Here is a 20,975-nt window from a genome sequence, read left to right as displayed (position 1 = left end):
GGCGGCGGGCTCGGCGGACTCCGCCATCGGGCGGCTCAGTTCGAAGGTGTCGCCGCAGGTCCGGCAGCGGTACTCGTAGCGAGGCATGCGCACAGGCTAGCGGCCCCGGCCCGAACTCCCCAGGGGCGCGGGCTCACTGGCCGCCGCCGCGCTCGTCCCGGATCTGCCCGACGACCCGGGCCACCGCCTCGCGGACCTCCTCCGTCTCCGTCAGGAAGTGCCAGTAGTCGGGGTGGCGGCCCTCCAGCGTGCCGATCGCCCGGTCGAGGCGGGCCACCGCCTCGTCGAGGGGACGGGCGTGGCGCGGGTCGGGGGTGGTGCGGCCGGACATGGCGAGCCGCTGGGCGTCCCGGATGGCGAAACGGGTGCGGTCGATCTCCTGCTGGGAGTCCTTCTGCACGGCGTTCAGCCGGGCCAGCCGGTCGCCCGCGGCCGACACCGACTCGTCGGTCGCGGTCAGCAGGGCCCGCACGGTCGACAGCAGGGCGGTGGCGTCCGGCCAGCGCTGGGCGTCCCGCGCGGCCTGCGCCTCCCGCAGCTTCAGCTCGGCCTGCCGGACGTTCTCGACGGCCTGGTCGGGCACCTGCTGGAGGTCCTGCCAGCAGGCCGCGGCGAACCGGCGGCGCAGCTCGCTCAGGACCGGGTCGACCTGCCCGGCGCGGGTGGTGAGGGCCTGCGCGCGGGTGCGCAGCGACACCAGCCGGTGGTCGATGCCCGCCGCCTTCTCGGGCAGGTCGTGGGCCTCGGCGCGGACCGCCTCGGCGGCCCGCGCGACCTGCTCGGCGCGCTCCAGGGTCTGCGGGACGCCGTGCTGCCCCGCGCCCTGGTTGAGCTTCGTCAGCTCGGGCGCGAGGGCGGCGAGGCGGGCGGCGAGGTCGTCCGCGCGCAGCCCGGCGGCCCGTACCGCGTCGAGCGCGTTGGACGCGGCGAGCAGCGCCTGCCGGGCCCGCTCCACGGCGGGCGCGAGGCGGGCGAGCTGGGTCTCGGCCTTGCCGAGGAGCGGTCCGAGGCCGTCGGCGAACCGGTCCAGGTCCTGCTTGACCCGGCCCAACTCGTCCTTGGCGGCGCTCAGATCGGTGCGCGCGCGGGCGGCGACGGACGCCTCCAGGTCGTCGCGTTCGAGGTCGTAGGAGTCGACCGCCTCGATGTAGCGGTGGCTGGCCTCGTCGATCCGGCGGCCCAGCGCGTCGAAGTCGGCGACGGCGCGGCGCGCGGCGGGCGAGTCGTCGACGGCGGTGATGGCCTCGATGGAGATGCGCAGATCGCGCTGGGCGGTGTCCAGCTCGTAGAAGGCGGCGGCGGCCGCGTCCTTGGCGGCCTGCGCCTCGGCGCGCCGGTTCTCGGCGCCGCCGCCGAACCAGCGTCTGGTGCCGCCGCCCGCGAACGCGCCCGGCAGGGCGAGCGCCACCAGCAGCGGCAGCGCGAGGAGGCTGAGCGTGTCCCGGACGGGACGAGGTGCGCGCGGCTCCAACGGCGAGTTCGGCTCTCGTGGTGTCGCCGTCACATCCCTCTCCCGTGCTGTCGTCCGTCCCGGCGGGTGTCGTGCCATTCTCCCACCGGTAGAGAACGAACACACGGGCCGATCAGTTCGCGAAAGGCGCCGCGATCTCGATCGGGTCCGTCCGGGGACGGCGTCCAGCGCGCCGGGCGGTCTCAGTCGGCGGCGCGCACGGTGACGCTGCCGTCCTTGCTGGTCGCCGAGACCCTGTGGGCGCTGCGCTCGTCGCGGGGGACGGTCACCTTCACCGAGCCGTCGTCGGTCCTGGTGGTGACCCGGTACGGGGCGCGCGGCAGGGTCACGGTGACGGAGCCGTCGTCGCTGTCGGCGGAGACCCGGTCGGGGACGGCGGTCAGGCGCAGGTCGACCGAGCCGTCCTGGGTGCGGGCGGTGACCTGCCGGGAGGAGACCTCGGCGTGCAGCGACCCGTCGTCGCCGCGCAGGTCGAGCGGGCCGCTGGTGTCGGTGACGCGCACGGAGCCGTCCTGGGTGTGGATGCTGAGCGGCGCGGTGAAGCCGCTGGCCCGCACGCTGCCGTCGTCGCTGGTGATCCGGACGGTGGTGCCGCGCGGCACCTCGACCCGGTGCCTGGCCGCGCAGTCGGCGATGAACCCCGTGCAGCGCACCCGCAGGGCCAGCCTGCCGTCCTTCATCGACCAGCCGGGCTCGGGGTCGGAGCCGAGGACGACGGAGCCCTGGAACCACCGGGTGACGCGGACCTGGCCCGCCGGGGCCGCGTCGGTGGCGACGACGTCCAGGTCGGAGTCGTCGGTGTCGACGGTGAGGGTGGTGCCGGTGAACGCGAAGGAGCGGTGGTCGGGGTGCTCGTCGTCGGCCGCCGAGGCGCCGCACGCGGTGCCCGCCCCCATGAACAGGACGACGGCGCCGGCGGCGAGGACGGCGCGGAAGGTGACGGAACGGGCCATGACGATCTCCCCCAGGGACAGGACGTGCGGCTGATGCGATGGCGTCGACGCTACGGATCGCGCGCCCGCCGGGGCATCCGGACCGCTGGCGGATCGGGGGTGGGGAAAACCCCCGCACAGGTGCCGCGACGGATGTGCCGGGCCCTCGCCGGGGCAGGGTAGGCTGTCCACTCGACCTGGGCGCTGAGCCCGGTCGGGGGTGCGTAGCTCAGGGGTAGAGCGCCTGCCTTACAAGCAGGATGTCGGCGGTTCGAAACCGTCCGCGCCCACATCGTCGAGCAGACAGGTCAGAGCCCTGGCGGGCAACTCCCGCCGGGGCTCTCGCCGTTGCGGGAGTCCGTCTCGGGTCCCCCTCGCCGCAGCGCTGGGACGACGGGCCGGTCGCGGGGGTCGCAGGTCACCGGTACTCCTTCATCAGCCTGCGCAGCGCGGCCCCCGTCGGGCAGTCGTCCAGCGTCGCCCGGTCCCGGCACGGCGCGCACCCGGGCGCGTGCGCGTGGAGCGCGGCGAGGGCGGCCCGGGGGATCTCCCCGCGGTGGGCGCGCGGGTACCAGGAGACCGGATCGCCGTGCCGGGTGGTCGTCGCGCGGGGCCCGAGGTCCGTGGCGCCGGTGACGGTGAGCGGGATCCCGGAGAACACACAGGCGCTGCCTGCACGTTGACGATCGGTCAGCCGGTCCGGGTGGGGGACGTGGAGCAGGGCGAGCGCCGCGAGCACGTCGTGGTTGGTCGTCGTGGTGTCGCGCATGGCGCACGCCTCCGTGGTCTCGGTGATCCGTCTCGCACCAGCGACCGTAGGCCCGTCGTCCGCCGGGCAGGGGCACAGATTGTGCCCTCACCCGGACAGCTCACGCGGCGAGCAGCCCCAGCTTCACCGCCAGCTCCGACGCCCGACGGCGCCGCGCCGGACTCCTCGACTCCGCCTCCTCCAGCACGATCCGCTTCGCGAACCCGTTGTAACGGATCGTCTCTGGCGCCGCTTCGTGCGCCTGTGCCAGTGTCGCCAGCGCCACGTCCGGCTGCCCGTCCAGATGGAATCCGCGTGCCTCTTCGATCCGGTGACGGGCGCGGCGCGGCCGGGAGGGGATCACGACGGCGTCCGCTGCCGCGGCCTGCCGCACCGACTCGCCGCCGTGGTGGAGTTCCACCGCCACAGTCACCGCGTGGGCGCCCATGATGGCCCGGGAGAAGCTGGTGACGGGGTGGTAGTAGTCAGCCGGAAGGCGGTCCGCCATGGCGCGCGCCTCGTCCCAGTACCTCCAGGCCGTGCCTGTCTCCCCGCGGCGGGCCGCCGTGTACCCGGCTTCGAAGGTGAGGGCGCCCGTGACGGCGAGGACGTCGTCGCTCACGTCGGGCAGGAGCGGCGTCAGCAGTTCCAGTGTGCCGATGTTCACCGCGTCGGCCGCGTCGAAGTGCGCGGGCCCGGCGTCCCGGTGCGCCTGCGCGGCCAGCCACGCGGCGACGCCCAGGGCGTGCGGGTCCTCAGACTCCTGCGCGGCGACGAGACCGCGTTCCGCGACGCGCCACAGGAGGGCGGAGTCGGGCTGGAAGGCGACGAAGAACTGGCACAGGGAGTAGACCTCCGCGAGGCGGGCCTGTGCTGTGCGGCGGTCGGCGCTGCTGTCGGCCTGACGGACGACGAGCTGCGCGTCGCGGATCAGGTCGGGGAGGAGGGCTCCGATGACGTCGCGGTGGTCGGGAGCGGAGTGGCGGGCTGCCCAGGCACGGGCCAGTCGGGCGGTGAGGTGCTCGACAGGTGGTGCTTCGCGGGCGGGGAGGGTGACGGCGTCGACTGCGGCCTTGACCGCGGGGAGGCGCGGGTGTCCGGGGCCGGTGAAGAGGTTGACGTGCATGGACTGGTCCCCGGTGAGGTCGGCGAGGTCGCGGACGCGGAGGATCTCAGCGAGGCGGAGGATGATCTCCAGCTTGGGGGTCTTCAGGCGACCGGTCTCCACACCCTTGACCCAGGAGCCGGAGCGGCCGGCGAGTCCGCCGAGCTGGTGTCGGGTGAGTCCGCCGCGGGTGCGGAGAAGCTGGAGCCGCTGACCGAAGACGAGCGGGTCGGTGTACGGGTCGGGGGTGGCATCAGATGGCACGGTCTCGCCCCAATCTCTGTCCAGGTCGCACTGCCAGGGTATGAGGTGGAGCCTTTTCTGTGGGCCTGTCGGATCGGCCTCGACCGGCATGCGTGCCGGGCCGGTCTGCTCCCTACCCCGGGGGCGCGTCCCCCACTCTCCGGTCCCGGCCGTGCCGCCTGCCGCCGGGGACCGGACCGCCGCAAGCGGGTGCGAGGCCGGTGTGCCCGAGCCCATCGTCGATGGGCGGGACCGGAGGGAACCCCGGCTTTCGCGCCGGGGCTCCCCCCACGACCGTGCCTCCCCGGAGAGCGCGTGCGGTGCGCCGACGTTCAGGCCGCGAAGTCGCCGAGCAGCCCGTGGATCCAGGGGTAGAACTCCTCAGCGGGGGTGTTCAGCCGCGCCTTGAGCACGCGGGTCTCGTCGTCGGCAAGGATCTCGAGAGCGCCGTCGGCGATGCCGTCGTAGGCCTGCTCGACCACCGACTCCGCGCTGACCTTGGGCACGTCCCACCGCGCGGACATCGGGGTGTCGACCATTCCCACCAACAGGCTGGTCACCTGCGTCCCCTGGGCCTGCAGCGCCAGGCGAAGCCCGTTGGAGGCCGACCACATGGCCGCCTTCGTGGCTCCGTACGCGGTGGGAACACTGACCCAGGCCGCGGACGAGATCACGTTCAGCATCGTGCCGCCGCCGTGCGAGGCGAGCGTCGGCGCGAAGGCGTTGGCCACCTGAAGCGTTCCGAAGAAGTTGGTCTCGAAGACGCGGCGGACGTCCTCGATGGATCCGGTGATCGTGTCGCCCTCCGGCGCGATGGCGGCGTTGTTGATCAGGAGGTCGACATCGCCTGCCCGTGTCGCCGCGGCCGCGATGGTCTCGGAGCTGGTCAGGTCCAGGTGGACGGACTGGACGAGGGGGCTCTCCCACGTCCTCGGCGTCCGCGTGGCGGCGTACACCTTCGACGCTCCGCGGGCGAGGGCGCCCGCGACGAACTCCTGGCCGAGTCCGCCGTTGGCCCCGGTGACGAAGACGGTCCGTCCCGTCAGTGATGTGGCGCTCATCTATACTCCAACCCTAAGTGGGGACTGCCCCCACAAAGAGTATATGGGGACTGTCCCCACTTTTTGCAAGGAGAGAGTGCCATGAGCGCAGGTTCGGGGGCCGCGGCGGGGTCCGGGCGGCGGCTGAGGGCTGACGCGCAGCGCAACCGCGACGCGATCTTGGGCGCCGCGCGAGAGGTGTTCGCCGAAGAGGGCGTGCTCGCGCCACTGGACGCGATCGCGGTGCGTGCCGGGGTGGGCAACGCGACGCTCTACCGGAACTTCCCCACCCGGGAGGACCTGCTCTCCGCGGTGATGGAGGCCGGCATCGCGGAGGCCGTGGCGGACGGGGAGAACCTGGCCCGCACACAGGAACCCGGCGAGGCCCTGCTCCAGTGGCTGGTGCATCTGGCGTGGCTCCTGCGCATCTGGCACGACCTCCCGTACTGCCTCGCCGACGCGCACATGGACCAGAGCTCCCCCGTCGCCCCCTCGACAGCGGCGCTTGTCACCCAGACACAGGTCCTGCTGGAGGGTGCGCAGGCCGTCGGTGCGGCGCGACCGGACATCGCGGCCGGAGAGATCTTCGAACTGGTCACCGCCGTCTCGTGGGCCGTCGACCGCTTCGGCGACGACGAACAGGCCGCCCGCCGCCGCGTGCTCCTCGCGACCACCGGTCTCGTCGGCGGCGGGCCCGCGAACGAGGTGCCCACCCGGCTGGGCTGAGCCGTCGAACTCCTCGCTGCCGCGCATCGCGGGCAACCGCCGGTCGACCGCGGAGGCGGCGGCGTGGACCGGCCGCATCCGGGTGCCGTGAGCGGATCACAGCGTTCGGCCCTGTCTCGACCGGCCCCCTGCCGAGCAGGACGCCGACGGTTCGAACCCGTCCGCGCCCACCACCGAAGAGGCCCCTCACCGGACGGTGGGGGGCCTTCTCCATGGGCTCACCGGGGTCGGGGCCGGTCGGCGCGGGGCATCCCGGCCGGTCGGCTGGGGACGCCTCCGCCGGTCAGCGCGGGACGCCTCGGCCGGTCGACGCGGGACGCCTCCGCCTGCCGACTCGGGGCCGTCTCCGCCGATCGACTCGGGCCCGTCTCCACCTGCCGACTCGGTGTCCCCGCCGATCAGCCCGTGGTGCCTCCGCCCGTCACCTCGCGGGGAGTTGGGCTTCGTCGGCCTCCGCGCGGACCTGGGCCAGGAAGGCGCGCAGGATGCCCTCCCCCGCCAGCACGCCGCGTTCGGCGAGGGCGGTCACCCCGCGGGCGGTCCACTCCGCCTCGGCGAGTTCGCCGTGGCCGGGACGCCAGGCGCGGTCGGTGGCCGCCAGCAGATCGGCATCGAGCAGGGAGTCGCCCGCGGAGAGGGTGAGACGGGCGCCGGTGCGGTCGGCGACCTCCCGCATCGCGGCGCTCTTGGTCAGCGGCTTCGGGACGGCGTAGATCTTGCGGCCCTGGAGCGAGACGGCCCAGCCGCGCTCCTCCGCCCACGCCGCGAGGTCCTTCACCCAGGCGTCGGGGAGCAGTTCGCGCTCCACGACGAGGTAGGCGAACAGGTCCTCGGCGACCCGGTGCTTGCGCACCCAGGCCGGGTCGGCGGTGGCCTGCAGGTGCTCCCCGACCTCGGCGAGCGGGGCGCATTGCGCGGCGAGGCGCTCGGTCACGGAGGCGTGCCAGTCGGGGTCGGAGACGCCGTCCACCAGCAGGTGGCCGCCGTTGGCGCAGATCGCGTAGACGGGCTCGGGGCCCGGCAGGCTGATGCGCTGGTACTGCTTGCGGGTCCTGGTCGTCGTCGGCACGAAGACGGCCCGTTCGCCGAGTTCGGTGAGCAGGGCGGCCGACGTCTCCGTCATGAAGGAGAGCGGTCGGCTCTCGTGCACCTCGACGCAGAGCAGCCGGGGCGCCCGCGCGTCGGGCATGGTCAGCGCGAGGGCCGCCGCCGAGTAGATGAGCGTCCGGTCGAGGTCGCTCGCCACCACCACCGCCATCAGACCGCCACCGCCCGGCCGTCGGCGCCGGTCGCGCCCCGGGTGAACCGGGGGTGGATCAACCCCACGCAGGTGTACGGGAGTTCGTCGACCTCCTCGACGGGCACCCCGCGCTGCTCGGCGAGCAGCCTGACATGGTCGAGGTCGGCCCCGGCACCGGCCCGCGCGAGGATCTTCCAGGGGACCCGGCGCAGCAGCACCCGGGTGGTCTCGCCGACGCCGGGCTTGACGAGGTTGACGTCGTGGATGCCGTACTCCTCGCTGATACGTTCCACCGCGGCCCAGCCCTCCCAGGTCGGGGCGCGGTCCCCGGCGAGGAGCGCCTTCACCTGGGTGTCGACGGCGTCCGCGACCTCGCCGAAGCGGGCGGCGACGGCGTCCAGGAAGTCCGAGGAGACGTCGGCGCCCGCGAGTTCGCGGTAGAACTTGGCGCCGTGGAAGTCGTGCGGGCCGACCAGGTCGGCGCGCAGGACGGTGCGCGAGATCAGCCCGGACACCGTGGAGTTGAGGCAGGCGGAGGGGATGAGGAAGTCCTCGCGGGTGCCGTAGGTGCGCACGCAGGCGCCGGGGTCGGCGAGCACCGCGATCTCCGGGTCGAAGCCGGTGATGCCCTCGGCGGCCTCGAACTCCGCGAGGGCGTCGCGGAGTTCGCGGGTGATGGCGCCCTTCCCGGTCCAGCCGTCGACGAACACGACGTCGGCCGGGTCGTGGTGGGCGGCCAGCCAGCGCAGCGCGTTGGCGTCGATGCCCCGGCCGCGCACGATGGAGACCGCGTAGTGCGGCAGGTCGAGGCCGTGCCGGAAGCGGGCCCAGCGGCGCATCAGGACGCCGACGGGGGTGCCCGCGCGGGCCAGGGAGACCAGCACCGGGCGCGGGGAGCGTTCGGCGAGGACGATCTCGGTGACGGCGCCGACGGCCCGCGCGAGCCGGTCGGCGGAGGAGCGCAGGGCGGCGTGGAACAGCTGCTGGTAGTGCTCGCTCGGCTGGTACTCGACCGGCAGCGACTCGGCGTAGTGGGCGCCGCCGCTCTGCACGGCCTCCTCGCGCTCCTCGGTGGGCGCCTCCAGGGTGATGTCCGAGAGGTCCTGGAGGAGCCAGCCGACGTCGTCGGGCGGGTAGGAGGAGAAGGCGGGGCCGCGGAGGGGCTCGGGCAGCATGGCGGGTCTCTCTCCAGGGGGAGCGGCGACGTACAGGGGCGCGGGGACGTACGAGGGCACGACCGCGAGCAGGACGTGCGGGGTGTGCTCGGCGAGCCGCGCGGGCAGCCCGTCGGGCGCGCGCAGGGCGGGGGTGTCGGCGGCGGAGTCGACGACGGCCACGACGGCGTCGAACCCGGCGCCCGCGACGTTGTAGGCGTACCGCTCGCCGGGCCCGTCGGCCGGGTCGTCGTGGGCCGGGAAGACGAGGCGGGTGCGGATCGCGTAGCCGGGGTCGTCGACGGCGAGGACGGGCGAGCGGGTGGTGGTGGAGTAGCGCACCTCCGCCTCGACGACCTGCTCCAGCTCACGGGCGAGCCGCAGCGGGGCGTACATCAGCTCCTCGAAGCCGAGGACGAGGACGCGGCGGGCGTCGGCGGGCAGCGCCTCGGCGAGGCGGGCCGCCATGGCGGGCAGGGCGCTCTCCAGGCGGGCGCGGTGGGCGGGCGTGAAGCCGTGCCTGCCACCGTCCGGGAGCCCCTGCGGCCACCGCAGGTCGACACGGTCCACCCGACCGGTCGCACGGGGCACGGACTCGGACTCGGGCAGGACGGCGTCGGCGGGCGACGGGCCCTCGGACCTGACGGCATCGACGGGCGACACGGAGTCAGGCCGGACGCCATCGACGGGCAGCGCGGACTCGGACCGGACGCCATCGACGGGCGACGCGGACTCGGACCGGACGGCGTCGGCGGACGCGGTCGCCCGGCCGGTGCCCGGCACCCGCTCCTCGTGCTCGGCGACCAGGCGGCGGCCCCGCTCCAGCACCCCGTCGGGGAGGCGGACGGTGCCCGAGGCGGCGGCCACCAGGTCGACCCGCGCGCCGATCTCCCGGGCGAACGCGTCGAGCCTGCCCGCGTCGCCGGGTGAGCGCATGTCGACCAGCGCGACCACCACGTAGCGGCGGCGCGGATAGCGCTCGTGCAGGTCGCGGACGGTGTTCAGGACGGTGTTGCCGGTGGAGAACTCGTCGTCGACCAGGACCAGCGGCCCCTCGCCGACCAGCAGCGCCGGGTCCTCGGGCAGGAGCAGGTGGGAGGTGGCGTGCGAGTGGGCCTCCTCGAAGCCGCCCGCCGGGGCCACCCCGGGCACCGGGCGCCGGGTGGAGTGGAGGTAGGGGGCGACGCCGAGGCCGTCGGCGACCGAGTGTCCGAGGCCGGTCGCCGTCTCCGCGTAGCCGAGGACGACGGCGGCCGCGGCCTCGTCGCCGAGCAGCTCCCGCACCCGGCGGCCGAGGGTGAACCCGGAGCCGTAGACCACGGACGGCGCCTGCGGCACGTGCTTGCCCAGCACGTTCGACACCAGCAGGTGCGCGCGCTTGGGGTTGCGGCGGAGGGCGAGGCCGAGCAGCTCGGTGAGCCGGTCGTCGCCCAGCAGCTCGACGCCGAGGCGCTCGGCGACCCAGCTGCCGGACCAGACCCGGTTGGTTCCTGCGATGTTCATGCGTCCCTAGGAGATGAGGCTCAGCCGGGTATGCCGGCGGCGAGCAGGTCGACGAAGCTGACGTCCTCGCGTGCCACGCCGAAGACCTCGGCGCGCAGCATGGTCCGCTCGGCCCACGCCCGGTGCGGCTTCACCTCGTTCATCTTGTTCGTGTACGCCGACCTGAGCACACCCCCGCCGCCACGCTCGGGCCGCAGGATGTCCGCCGCGTCGCAGAACTCCTCGTGGCTGACGACGGAGAGCGCGTGGACGGGCAGGACGTGGGAGGGGTGGATGCAGGTCTTGCCGCTGAGGCCGTTGGCCTGGTCGAGGGAGATCTCCCGCAGCAGGCCGTCCATGGCGTGCTCGATGAGCTTCATCCGCAGCTCGACGGCCTGCCCCTCCAGGAAGGGGCTGTTGCGGAGCATCGGCTTGAACATGCGTTCGGGGACCCGGAAGTACTCCCAGACGGGCCCGGTGACGGTGAAGCCGGTGCCGTCGGCGCGGCCGAGCATGTTCACCACGTCGGCGATGACGGAGGCGACGATCTGGACGTCGTACGCCGTCATGTCGGGGGCGCGGCGCAGGCCGTAGGAGGAGCAGAAGTCGGTGACGCCCAGGCGCAGCGCGAGGACCCGGTCGCGGTACTTGTCGACGGCGCGGGCGATGCCCTCCAGGGTCTCCACCCGGGACTCGCGGTAGAGCAGCTCCGGGGACTCCAGGACGGGCATGCCGAAGAGGCGCTGGCCCGAGGAGTTCTCGGCGCAGGCGAGGGCCTCGAGGAACGGGATGCCGCGCTCCTCGGTGAACTTCGGGAAGACGAACCCGGACAGCAGCCGGACGTCGTCGCCGAGGCGGGCGACCAGGTCGGGGATCTGCTCGGGGGTGCGGACCCGGATGAACAGCAGCGGGAGGTCGGCGCCGGGGCGGGCGGCGAGGTCGGCGAACTGGCGGACGAGGTTCTCCTCGCCCGCGGGCACGTCCGCGTCGTCTATCGAGTCCTCCAGGCAGAGCACCATCGACACCACGCCCAGCTCCGCCTGCCGGACGATGTCGTCGGCGAGCCGGGGGCGGGTGGCGGGGCTGTAGAGGGTGGCGCCCAGGGCGGCGGCCAGCAGCCGGGCGGGGGAACCGGTGCCGAACTCGCACGGTTCCCGGTGGAAGAGGCGTTGTCTGACCTCAGGGGCGATGTGCCCGAAATGACGCATGAGGCTCCCCTGTGGTGCGCGGTGGGTCTGTGGATCGTGTGATAGGTGGCCGGTAATAGTACGTAGGGACCCGTGTCCTCAGTTCCCGCAGGGCATGAATTTCTGGTAACCCGGCTGTGTCGGCGCCCGTGCGGCCGGTCGCGTCCGGGCCCGCGACTGTCCCACCCCACGTTGTCGTGGCCAGGTCGGAGAGGGCAGGATGACCGCATGACGCACGCGATGCTGAAAGGGTCGAACGTCCCGCTCGACGCGACCACGGTCCGTGCCGTGCTGCGCTGGACGCCGGGGCAGGGGGTTCCGGACGTGGACGCCTCCGCGCTGCTGCTCGGTGCCGACGGTCGTGTGCGTTCCGACGAGGACTTCGTCTTCTACAACCAGCCCCGGCACCCCTCCGGGAAGGTCTGGTGGCTGGGCAAGAAGCGGGTCGCGGAGGGCCCCACCGACACGATCCAGACAGATCTGGCCGGGGTCGAACCGGAGGTGAGCCAGATCCTGCTGGTCGCCTCGGCGGAGGACGTCGTCTTCGACCGCGTCCCCGGGCTGCGCATCCTGCTCTACGACGCGTCGGTCGCGGACGCGGAACCGCTGGCGTACTTCGACGTCGAGCCGCAGACCGGCCAGGAGACGGCGCTGATCTGCGGCGAGCTGTACCGGCGCGGCGACGGCTGGAAGTTCCGCGCGCTCGGCGAGGGCTACAGCAACGGTCTGAAGGGCCTGGCGACGGACTACGGCATCACGGTGGACGAGTCGGACGGCGCGGCGGCCCCCGAGACCTCCCACCCGCTGCCTCCCGAGCAGCCTCCGGCCTTCCCGGCGCAGCCCGCCTACGGCTATCCCCAGCCGGCCCCGCAGCCCGCGCCGACGTACGGCTATCCGCAGCAGCAGTCGGGCTACGGCTATCCGCCGCCGGTCCCCGCGCCCCTGGACCCGGACTTCCGGCTGCCCCCGCAGGGGCCGCAGTTCATCCGTTCCTAGGGCGGTGCGGAACCCTCCCGGGGACCTGGTCAGGCCTTCTCCGACTTGCTCTTGTAGCCGCGGCCCCACTGCAGGCCCCAGCCGTAGAGGCGGTCCAGCTCGGCCTGGAAGCCGTAGACGAAGCGCACCTCGCGGCGGACGAGCAGTTCGCCCTTGACGTTCTCGATGAGCACCACCGCGCAGGAGCGGGCCTGCGGATGGCGTTCGTCGAGGCCGATCTCGATGCGGGGTCCGTTGCTCGGGTACAGGGTGACGATCGCGTGGGTGCGGTCGAAGGCCGGGGTCTGGTCGTAGATGTAGACGAAGACCAGCAGCCGCTTGATGGCGTCGCGGTGGTCGAGGTTGATGTACATCGTCTCGCCGGACGCGGAGCCGAACCGGTCGTCGCCGCTGAGCTTCACGTAGGGCGGTTCGTTGACGTCGCCGAGGTAGTTGCCGAGCGGCTGCACGACGCCGCGGGTGCCGTCCTGGAGCTCGTAGAGGCAGCCGAGGTCGAGGTCGACGTTGACCATGCTCTGGCTGTGCCCGACGACCTCCGGCGGCTTCAGCGCCTTGAAGGGGTGGCGCAGCAGGCTCTCGCGCGGCATGGTCCCGAAGTCGGAGGTCCGCATCCGCCAGGTGAGGTTGACCCGGAGGTTGCCGGTGGCGGCCCCCTGCTTGTTCAGGGACACCTGGTGGTGCCGTTTGGTCAGCTCGATCGCGTTGCTGGCGGCGCTGCCCGAGTCGAACTCGGTCTCGCGGCCCCGCCAGATGCCGTCCAAGAAGCCCATTCCCGCCCCCACAGTCACCCGAATGCACAGAAAGACCAGGCGGGGCGGCCGGAGGACCGGCCGCCCCGCACAGAGCGTTCCTCACGCCGGGGGGTGTCACACCCCGGAGGAGACCTCAGTCTTCTCGTCGGAGCCGGGCGTGTCTCCCTCTTCGGCCGCGAGCCTGCGGTTGCGCAGCACGGACGACCAGAAGGACCAGCCGATCAGGACGACACCGACCAGGCCGGTGATGACCTCGTTGATCTGGAACTGGATGGTCACCATGAGGATCACGGCGAGGGCGCCGATCGCGTAGTGCGCGCCGTGCTCCAGGTAGACGTAGTCGTCCAGGGTGCCCTGGCGGACCAGGTAGACCGTCAGGGAACGGACGTACATCGCGCCGATGCCGAGGCCGAGCGCCATCAGGACGATGTCGTTCGTGATCGCGAAGGCGCCGATCACGCCGTCGAAGGAGAACGACGCGTCCAGGACCTCCAGGTAGAGGAACATGAAGAAGGCGGCCTTGCCCGCCAGCGCCACGGCCGAGCGCTTCTTGCCGGTGCGCCTGGCCTCCTCTTCCTCCTCCTGCTCGCGTTCCTCGTCCTCCTCCAGCTTCTCCTCGAAGTAGCCGGAGAGGCCGCCGACGACCATGTACGTGATCAGACCGGCGATCCCGGCGATCAGGACCGTCTGCGCCTTGTCGACGTGGGCGCCGCCGTGCTGGTGGGCGTGGGTGGCGAAGGTGAACGCGGAGATCAGCAGGACGGCCAGCGCGATGCAGACCGACAGCATGTCGACCTTGCCGAGCTTGGCGAGCGGCCGCTCGATCCAGCGCAGCCACTGGATGTCCCGCTCCTCGAAGATGAAGTCGAGGAAGATCATCAGCAGGAACATGCCACCGAACGCGGCGATCGCCGGGTGGGCGTCGGTGACGAGCTGCTGGTACTGGTCCTTGTTGTTGAGCGCGAGGTCGACGGCCTCGATGGGGCCCATCTTGGCGGTGACCGCGACGATCACGACCGGGAAGACCAGGCGCATGCCGAAGACGGCGATGAGGACGCCGACGGTGAGGAAGATCTTCTGCCAGAAGGCGTTCATCTTCTTCAGGATTCCGGCGTTGACCACCGCGTTGTCGAACGACAGCGAGATCTCCAGGACGGAGAGGATCGCCACGATGCCGAAGGCCTCCCACCCCCCGTAGAAGACCGCAGCGACCAGGCCGAGCGCGGTCACCGCGAACGACCAGCCGAAGGTTTTCAGAAGCACTGGCTACCCAATCCTCTAGGTACGGGTCTCCCCCGCGCCGCACTCGTCTTTACTTACTGTTGACCACGAAGTCTAGGGCTTGGCCCTCCGGCCGGACCAGGAGGGGTTTCCGGCCGGAGAAGACGCAGGTCAAAGACGGTAAAGCAGCTCATACCCGGAGGGGGCGCTAGGAGACGTTGACCCCGAAATCGAGCGCGATGCCCCGCAGGCCCGATGCGTACCCCTGGCCGACGGCGCGGAACTTCCACTCCCCCTGGTGACGGTAGAGCTCGCCGAAGATCATGGCCGTCTCCGACGAGGCGTCCTCGCTCAGGTCGTAGCGGGCCAGCTCCATCCCGTCGGCCTGGTCGACGACGCGGATGAAGGCGTTGCTGACCTGTCCGAAGGTCTGGCCGCGGTTGTCGGCGTCGTGGATGGAGACCGGGAAGACGATCTTGTCGCACTGGGCGGGCACCTTGGAGAGGTCGACCAGGATCGACTCGTCGTCGCCCTCGCCCTCACCGGTGAGGTTGTCGCCGGTGTGCTCGACCGAGCCGTCGGGGCTCTTGAGCTGGTTGTAGAAGACGAACCACTCGTCGCCCAGCACCCGCCCGCTGTTGCACAGCAGCGCGCTGGCGTCGAGGTCGAACGGGGCCCCCGTGGTGGAGCGCGCGTCCCAGCCGAGGCCGACCATGACCTGCGTGAGGTTGGGTGCGGCCTTGGACAGGGAGACGTTTCCCCCCTTGGCGAGTGTGACGCCCATGATGCTTTCCCTCCCCGAATGGTGCTTCTCTGAAAGTGCTGCGTCCCCGGCGCCGCGCACGGTGTGCGCGGCGCCGGGGAGGAGCCGTGTCGCCGAGGCGGACCGGCTCAGACGTTCACGCCGAAGTCCTGCGCGATGCCGCGCAGACCGGAGGCGTAGCCCTGGCCGATGGCGCGGAACTTCCACTCGGCGCCGTTGCGGTACAGCTCGCCGAAGACCATCGCGGTCTCCGTGGAGGCGTCCTCGGAGAGGTCGTAGCGGGCGATCTCGGTGTTGCCCGACTGGTTCACCACGCGGATGAACGCGTTGCGCACCTGGCCGAAGGACTGCTGGCGGTTCTCGGCGTCGTAGATCGAGACCGGGAAGACGATCTTGTCGACGTCCGCGGGGACCGCGGCCAGGTTGACCTTGATCGCCTCGTCGTCGCCCTCGCCCTCACCGGTGGTGTTGTCGCCGGTGTGCTCGACGGAGCCGTCCGGGCTCTTGAGGTTGTTGAAGAAGACGAAGTTGGCGTCGCTCTGGACCTTGCCCGCGTTGTTCAGCAGCAGGGCGCTGGCGTCCAGGTCGAAGTCGGTGCCGGTCGTGGTACGGACGTCCCACCCCAGACCGACGATGACCGCGGTCAGGCCCGGGGCCTCCTTGGTCAGCGATACGTTGCCGCCCTTGCTGAGGCTGACTCCCACGAGTCCTCCCTTGGTATCAGGGGCGGTGTGCCCCGTTGTGCGTCTGTCGTCGGATCAACGATCCGATCCTAGTGACGGGTTCCCGAACCTCGCATGCCCTGGAACCGAAGAATCACAGGGTGTCGAGCGCCTTCACGTACTCGTTGAGGTCGCGCGCGTCCGGCAGGGCGTTGACGACGGTCCAGCGCACGGTGCCCTCCTTGTCGATGACGAAGGTGCCGCGCACCGCGCAGCCCTTGTCCTCGGCGAAGACGCCGTAGGCGCGGGAGACCTCGCCGTGCGGCCAGAAGTCGCTGAGCAGCGGGTACTCAAGACCCTCCTGCTCGCCGAAGACGCGCAGGGTGTGGATGGAGTCGTTGGAGACGGCGAGCAGCCGGGTGTCGCGGTCGGCGAACTGCGGCAGGTTGTCACGCAGCTCGCACAGCTCCCCGGTGCACACACCGGTGAAGGCGAACGGATAGAACAGCAGTACGACGTTCTTCTCGCCCCGGAAGTCGGACAGGCGCACGGTCGCGCCGTGGTTGTCCTTGAGCTCGAAGTCGGGGGCCTTGTCGCCGACCTGGATCGCCATGGCCGTACGTCCCTTCGGTGAGGCTGTTCGGGTGGTGGGACCACCCTACGCAGCGCGCACCGGGGACCGTCGGACGGGCCGGACGCGCCGACCCGCCCGGGGTGCCGGGGAGGTCAGCGCTTGGTCTTGGCCCCCTTCGGCGTCACCAGCCGGCTGCCACTCCAGTCCTTGCCGACGCTGACGCTCTTGGCGGCTGACAGGCCGGCCGTCGTCGCGGCTTCGGAGATGTCGCTGGGCTCGACGTAGCCGTCACGGCCGGTCTTCGGCGTGAGCAGCAGGATGGAGCCGCCCTCCTCGATGTACGTGATGGCGTCGACCAGCACGTCGGTGAGGTCACCGTCGTCGTCGCGGAACCACAGCACCACGGCATCGGCGACGTCGTCGTAGTCCTCGTCCACCAGGTCGCTGCCGATGACTTCCTCAATGGCCTCGCGGAGTTCCTGGTCTACGTCGTCGTCGTAGCCGATCTCCTGGACCACCTGCTCGGGCTGGAACCCCAGCCTGCCGGCAGGGTTCGTCCGCTCCTCCGCGTGGTCCGCGGTCGCGCTCACGGGTTGCCTCCTGATCATGTTTCGGTACGGGGGGTACCCCCTGGCCCGTCCTGGGCCCGGGGGAGTCTCAGCCACGCGCGTGCGCGAAGCATTGGCCGTAGTCCACACGGGCGGGGCGGATCGCGCAAGTACCCGGCCGTTCAGACCGCCGAAACGGTGACGTTCCCGGCCGTGTCGCCGCAACCTACGGCATGCCGCCCCGGCCCGAGGTGACACGCACCACAACCTTCTGCCCGCTTTGTCGCTTTGGGAACCCTGCGGAAGTGTCAGTGGGCTTGGTTACCTTTAAGTAGAGATGACGATTGACCTTCCCAGGTACACGATGGGGAACGCCGCGGGTACCCGCGGTCAGAAGGAGCACACGCACGCCGCGCGGCGTGCCGACAGACAGCGCAACGGGGAAAGCCAGAACAGCCCACAGCAGCCCTCCGACAGGTAAGGAACAGCGTGGCTTCCGGATCCGATCGCAATCCGATCATCATTGGCGGCCTTCCGAGTCAGGTTCCTGACTTCGATCCCGAAGAGACACAGGAGTGGCTCGACTCCCTGGACGCCGCCGTGGACGAGCGGGGCCGGGAGCGGGCCCGCTACCTGATGCTTCGGCTGATCGAGCGGGCCCGTGAGAAGCGCGTCGCCGTGCCGGAGATGCGCAGCACGGACTACGTCAACACCATCCCCACCAAGGCCGAGCCGTTCTTCCCAGGCAACGAGGAGATCGAGCGCAAGGTCCTCAACGCCACCCGCTGGAACGCCGCGGTGATGGTCTCCCGCGCCCAGCGTCCGGGCATCGGGGTCGGCGGTCACATCGCGACCTTCGCCTCCTCCGCCTCCCTCTACGACGTCGGCTTCAACCACTTCTTCCGCGGCAAGGACGAGGGCGACGGCGGCGACCAGGTCTTCTTCCAGGGCCACGCCTCCCCCGGCATCTACGCCCGCGCGTTCCTGCTCGACCGGCTCTCCGAGGGGCAGCTCGACGGCTTCCGCCAGGAGAAGTCGAAGTACCCCGAGGGCCTCTCCAGCTACCCGCACCCACGCTCCATGCCGGACTTCTGGGAGTTCCCGACGGTCTCCATGGGCCTCGGCCCGCTCGGCGCGATCTTCCAGGCGCGGATGAACCGCTACATGGAGGCGCGCGGGATCGCGGACACCTCGAAGTCGCACGTCTGGGCGTTCCTCGGGGACGGCGAGATGGACGAGCCGGAGTCGCTCGGCCAGCTCTCCATCGCCGCCCGCGAGGGCCTGGACAACCTGACCTTCGTCGTGAACTGCAACCTCCAGCGGCTCGACGGCCCGGTGCGCGGCAACGGCAAGATCATCCAGGAGCTGGAGTCGGTCTTCCGCGGCGCCGGCTGGAACGTGATCAAGCTGGTCTGGGACCGCTCCTGGGACCCGCTGCTCGCCCAGGACCGCGACGGCCTGCTGGTCAACCGGATGAACACCACCCCGGACGGCCAGTACCAGACGTACGCCACCGAGTCCGGCGCCTACATCCGCGACCACTTCTTCGGGGACGACCAGCGGCTGCGCGCGATGGTCGAGGGCATGTCCGACGACCAGATCCTGCACCTGGGGCGCGGCGGCCACGACCACCGGAAGATCTACGCGGCGTTCAAGGCGGCCCAGGAGCACCGGGGCCAGCCGACGGTCATCCTGGCCAAGACGATCAAGGGCTGGACGCTCGGCCCGAACTTCGAGGGCCGCAACGCCACCCACCAGATGAAGAAGCTGACGGTCGACGACCTGAAGCGGTTCCGGGACCGGCTGCACCTGCCGATCGCCGACAAGGAGCTGGAGTCGGGCCTGCCGCCCTACTACCACCCCGGTCGGGACTCGGAGGAGATCCAGTACATGCACGACCGGCGCAGGTCGCTCGGCGGGTACGTGCCGACCCGGGTGGTGCGCGCGAAGCCCCTCGCCCTGCCCGACGACAAGACGTACGCGACCGTGAAGAAGGGCTCAGGCCAGCAGTCCATCGCGACGACCATGGCCTTCGTCAGGCTCCTCAAGGACCTCATGCGGGACAAGGAGATCGGCAAGCGGTTCGTGCTGATCGCGCCGGACGAGTACCGCACGTTCGGCATGGACTCGTTCTTCCCGAGCGCGAAGATCTACAACCCGCTCGGCCAGCAGTACGAGTCGGTCGACCGGGAGCTGCTGCTCGCCTACAAGGAGTCGCCGACCGGGCAGATGCTGCACGACGGCATCTCCGAGGCGGGCTGCACGGCGTCCCTGATCGCGGCGGGTTCGGCGTACGCCACGCACGGCGAACCGCTCATCCCGGTCTACGTCTTCTACTCGATGTTCGGTTTCCAGCGCACGGGCGACCAGTTCTGGCAGATGGCCGACCAGCTCTCGCGCGGTTTCGTGCTGGGCGCGACCGCCGGGCGCACGACGCTGACCGGTGAGGGGCTCCAGCACGCCGACGGCCACTCGCAGCTGCTGGCCTCCACCAACCCGGGCTGCGTGGCCTACGACCCGGCCTACGGGTACGAGATCGCGCACATCGTGCAGGACGGCCTGCGCCGGATGTACGGCGCGGACGACGAGCACCCGCACGGCGAGGACGTCTTCTACTACCTGACCGTCTACAACGAGCCGATCCAGCACCCGGCCGAGCCGTCCGACGTGGACGTCGAGGGCATCCTCAGGGGCGTCCACCGGCTGAACGCGGGCACGGCGGGCTCGATCGGAGCGCAGATCCTGGCCTCCGGGGTGGCGGTGCCGTGGGCCCTGGAGGCCCAGCGGATCCTCGCCGAGGACTGGGACGTGCGGGCCGACGTCTGGTCGGCGACGTCCTGGAACGAGCTGCGGCGCGAGGCCGTCGAGTGCGAGCGGCACAACCTGCTGCACCCGGAGGAGGAGCAGCGCGTCCCCTATGTGACGCGGAAGCTGAGCGGCGCCGAGGGTCCGTTCGTGGCCGTGTCCGACTGGATGCGGGCGGTTCCCGACCAGATCGCGCGCTGGGTGCCGGGCACGTACCAGTCGCTCGGTGCGGACGGCTTCGGGTTCGCCGACACCCGGGGCGCGGCGCGGCGGTTCTTCCACATCGACGCGCAGTCGATCGTCGTGTCCGTGCTGACCGAGCTGGCGCGGGAGGGGAAGGTGGACCGGTCGCAGCTGAAGCAGGCGGTGGACCGCTACCAGCTCCTCGACGTGACGGCGGCGCACCCGGGCGCGGCCGGCGGCGACGCGTAGCGCGCGCCGCCGCCGGGGGCGCGGGAGGCCGCTCACACGGTTCCCCGCGCCCCCGGCGGCCCGGTCGCGGCCGCCTACCATGCGGCTATGACAGAGCCGCGGGCGCGGGGGGCACCGACTGCGGCGGACCGCTGGGAGCGCGTCACCCAGCGGCCCCTGCTGGGGCTCGCGGTGGCCTTCGCCGCCGCCTACGCGGCCCCGATCGTGGACAGTTCGGCGAGCCGTCCGCTGACCGCGGTGTGCACGGCGGCGGAGTGGACGGTGTGGGCCTGCTTCGCGGCGGACCATCTGGTGCGGCTGGCGCTCGCGCCCCGGCGCCGGGCCTTCGTGCGCGACCACTGGCCCGACCTGTGCGCGGTGGTGCTGCCGCTCCTCCAGCCGCTGCGGCTGCTGCGGCTGGTGTCGACGCTGCTGCTGGTGGGCCGCAGGGCCCGGATGGCGTCGCAGATCCGGCTGACGACGTACGTCGCGGGGTCGGTGATCGGGCTGCTGATGTTCGGTTCGCTCGCCGTGCTCTCGGTGGAACGGGACGCGCCGCACGGGAACATCAGGACCCTGGGTGACGCCGTGTGGTGGTCGTTCACCACGATGACGACGGTCGGGTACGGCGACCACGCGCCGACGACCGGCCTCGGCCGCATGATCGCGGTCGGGCTGATGCTCTCCGGGATCGCCCTGCTCGGTGTGGTCACGGCGAACATCGCCGCCTGGTTCATCGCCCGCTTCGACAAGGACGACGACGAGGAGCGGCGGCGCACGGAGGCGATCGAGGCGCTCACGGCGGAGGTCCGGGCCCTGCGCGCGGAGGTGGCCGCCCTGTCGGAACGCGGCGGCGGACCGGGGCCCGGGTCCGCTTCCGGATGATCCGAGGCGCGGGCGTGCGCCGGGTCCGGG

At 71.8% G+C, this 20,975-nt stretch carries 19 protein-coding genes and 1 tRNA gene; 5 read left to right on the top strand and 15 right to left on the bottom strand.

Annotation, left to right across the window (positions count from 1 at the left end):
- The 3 genes from GA0115242_RS30960 to GA0115242_RS30950 all read right to left on the bottom strand — a co-directional run.
- Positions 1 to 87, bottom strand: an 87-nt coding sequence (locus GA0115242_RS30960) for an FmdB family zinc ribbon protein (protein ID WP_272925359.1), incomplete at its 3' end; no start/stop codon positions are given.
- Positions 88 to 133: 46 nt separating this feature from the next.
- Positions 134 to 1,504 (bottom strand): hypothetical protein, encoded by a 1,371-nt coding sequence (locus tag GA0115242_RS30955; RefSeq protein ID WP_093834348.1) that lies wholly within the window; start codon positions 1,502 to 1,504, stop codon positions 134 to 136.
- A 149-nt stretch (positions 1,505 to 1,653) separates the two neighbouring features.
- Entirely contained in the window at positions 1,654 to 2,424 is a 771-nt protein-coding gene (locus GA0115242_RS30950) for a DUF4097 family beta strand repeat-containing protein (RefSeq protein WP_093834346.1), read from the bottom strand.
- A gap of 197 nt (positions 2,425 to 2,621) precedes the next feature.
- Here GA0115242_RS30950 and GA0115242_RS30945 point away from each other — a divergent pair.
- Positions 2,622 to 2,693 (top strand) — tRNA-Val (locus GA0115242_RS30945).
- Positions 2,694 to 2,821: 128 nt separating this feature from the next.
- Here GA0115242_RS30945 and GA0115242_RS30940 read toward each other — a convergent pair.
- The 3 genes from GA0115242_RS30940 to GA0115242_RS30930 all read right to left on the bottom strand — a co-directional run bounded on the left by GA0115242_RS30940 (position 2,822) and on the right by GA0115242_RS30930 (position 5,560).
- Positions 2,822 to 3,172 carry a hypothetical protein gene (locus GA0115242_RS30940; RefSeq protein WP_093834344.1) on the bottom strand — a complete coding sequence of 117 codons (351 nt, stop codon included), beginning with the start codon at positions 3,170 to 3,172 and terminating at the stop codon, positions 2,822 to 2,824.
- A gap of 100 nt (positions 3,173 to 3,272) precedes the next feature.
- Positions 3,273 to 4,520, bottom strand: a complete 1,248-nt coding sequence (locus GA0115242_RS30935; protein ID WP_176729944.1) for a helix-turn-helix domain-containing protein — start codon at positions 4,518 to 4,520, stop codon at positions 3,273 to 3,275.
- A gap of 311 nt (positions 4,521 to 4,831) precedes the next feature.
- Entirely contained in the window at positions 4,832 to 5,560 is a 729-nt protein-coding gene (locus GA0115242_RS30930; protein WP_093834340.1) for an SDR family oxidoreductase, read from the bottom strand.
- An 81-nt stretch (positions 5,561 to 5,641) separates the two neighbouring features.
- On the opposite strand from GA0115242_RS30930, the gene GA0115242_RS30925 reads away from it, so the two are divergent.
- Entirely contained in the window at positions 5,642 to 6,265 is a 624-nt protein-coding gene (locus GA0115242_RS30925) for a TetR/AcrR family transcriptional regulator (protein ID WP_093834338.1), read from the top strand.
- Between the two features lie 421 nt (positions 6,266 to 6,686).
- Here the strand turns inward: GA0115242_RS30925 and GA0115242_RS30920 are convergent, their stop codons facing one another.
- Genes GA0115242_RS30920 through GA0115242_RS30910 form a run of 3 tightly spaced genes read right to left on the bottom strand, consistent with a single transcriptional unit; the run spans position 6,687 to position 11,349 of the window.
- Positions 6,687 to 7,523 (bottom strand): HAD family hydrolase, encoded by an 837-nt coding sequence (locus tag GA0115242_RS30920; protein ID WP_093834336.1) that lies wholly within the window; start codon positions 7,521 to 7,523, stop codon positions 6,687 to 6,689.
- Complete coding sequence (locus tag GA0115242_RS30915; RefSeq protein ID WP_093834334.1) at positions 7,523 to 10,162, bottom strand: phosphoribosyltransferase; 2,640 nt, start codon at positions 10,160 to 10,162, stop codon at positions 7,523 to 7,525. The genes GA0115242_RS30920 and GA0115242_RS30915 overlap by 1 nt, the downstream gene beginning before the upstream one ends.
- Positions 10,163 to 10,182: 20 nt before the next feature.
- Positions 10,183 to 11,349, bottom strand: a complete 1,167-nt coding sequence (locus tag GA0115242_RS30910) for an HpcH/HpaI aldolase/citrate lyase family protein (RefSeq protein ID WP_093834332.1) — start codon at positions 11,347 to 11,349, stop codon at positions 10,183 to 10,185.
- Positions 11,350 to 11,556: 207 nt separating this feature from the next.
- Between GA0115242_RS30910 and GA0115242_RS30905 the strand changes: the two genes are divergently transcribed.
- Positions 11,557 to 12,324, top strand: a complete 768-nt coding sequence (locus GA0115242_RS30905; protein ID WP_093834330.1) for a TerD family protein — start codon at positions 11,557 to 11,559, stop codon at positions 12,322 to 12,324.
- A gap of 29 nt (positions 12,325 to 12,353) precedes the next feature.
- Here GA0115242_RS30905 and GA0115242_RS30900 read toward each other — a convergent pair whose 3' ends face one another.
- The 6 genes from GA0115242_RS30900 to GA0115242_RS30875 all read right to left on the bottom strand — a co-directional run bounded on the left by GA0115242_RS30900 (position 12,354) and on the right by GA0115242_RS30875 (position 16,886).
- Entirely contained in the window at positions 12,354 to 13,094 is a 741-nt protein-coding gene (locus GA0115242_RS30900; RefSeq protein WP_093834328.1) for a TerD family protein, read from the bottom strand.
- Between the two features lie 96 nt (positions 13,095 to 13,190).
- Complete coding sequence (locus GA0115242_RS30895) at positions 13,191 to 14,339, bottom strand: DUF475 domain-containing protein (protein ID WP_093834326.1); 1,149 nt, start codon at positions 14,337 to 14,339, stop codon at positions 13,191 to 13,193.
- Between the two features lie 166 nt (positions 14,340 to 14,505).
- Entirely contained in the window at positions 14,506 to 15,081 is a 576-nt protein-coding gene (locus GA0115242_RS30890) for a TerD family protein (protein WP_093834324.1), read from the bottom strand.
- A gap of 107 nt (positions 15,082 to 15,188) precedes the next feature.
- Positions 15,189 to 15,764, bottom strand: a complete 576-nt coding sequence (locus tag GA0115242_RS30885; protein ID WP_093834322.1) for a TerD family protein — start codon at positions 15,762 to 15,764, stop codon at positions 15,189 to 15,191.
- A gap of 112 nt (positions 15,765 to 15,876) precedes the next feature.
- Positions 15,877 to 16,335: a peroxiredoxin gene (locus tag GA0115242_RS30880; protein WP_093834320.1), complete on the bottom strand. Its 459-nt coding sequence runs from the start codon at positions 16,333 to 16,335 to the stop codon at positions 15,877 to 15,879.
- Positions 16,336 to 16,448: 113 nt separating this feature from the next.
- Complete coding sequence (locus GA0115242_RS30875) at positions 16,449 to 16,886, bottom strand: DUF3052 domain-containing protein (RefSeq protein WP_176729943.1); 438 nt, start codon at positions 16,884 to 16,886, stop codon at positions 16,449 to 16,451.
- 447 nt (positions 16,887 to 17,333) lie between these two features.
- Between GA0115242_RS30875 and aceE the strand changes: the two genes are divergently transcribed.
- Together aceE and GA0115242_RS30865 are read left to right on the top strand one after the other, a co-directional pair.
- On the top strand, positions 17,334 to 20,081 hold the full coding sequence (aceE, locus tag GA0115242_RS30870) for a pyruvate dehydrogenase (acetyl-transferring), homodimeric type (RefSeq protein WP_093834316.1): 2,748 nt from the start codon (positions 17,334 to 17,336) through the stop codon (positions 20,079 to 20,081).
- Between the two features lie 87 nt (positions 20,082 to 20,168).
- Entirely contained in the window at positions 20,169 to 20,945 is a 777-nt protein-coding gene (locus GA0115242_RS30865) for a potassium channel family protein (RefSeq protein WP_093834314.1), read from the top strand.
- Positions 20,946 to 20,975 lie beyond the last annotated feature (30 nt).

Source organism: Streptomyces sp. SolWspMP-5a-2, assembly GCF_900091845.1.
In the GTDB taxonomy this organism is placed as follows: Bacteria; Actinomycetota; Actinomycetes; order Streptomycetales; family Streptomycetaceae; genus Streptomyces; species Streptomyces doudnae.
This window is presented reverse-complemented; position numbering and strand designations above follow the sequence as displayed.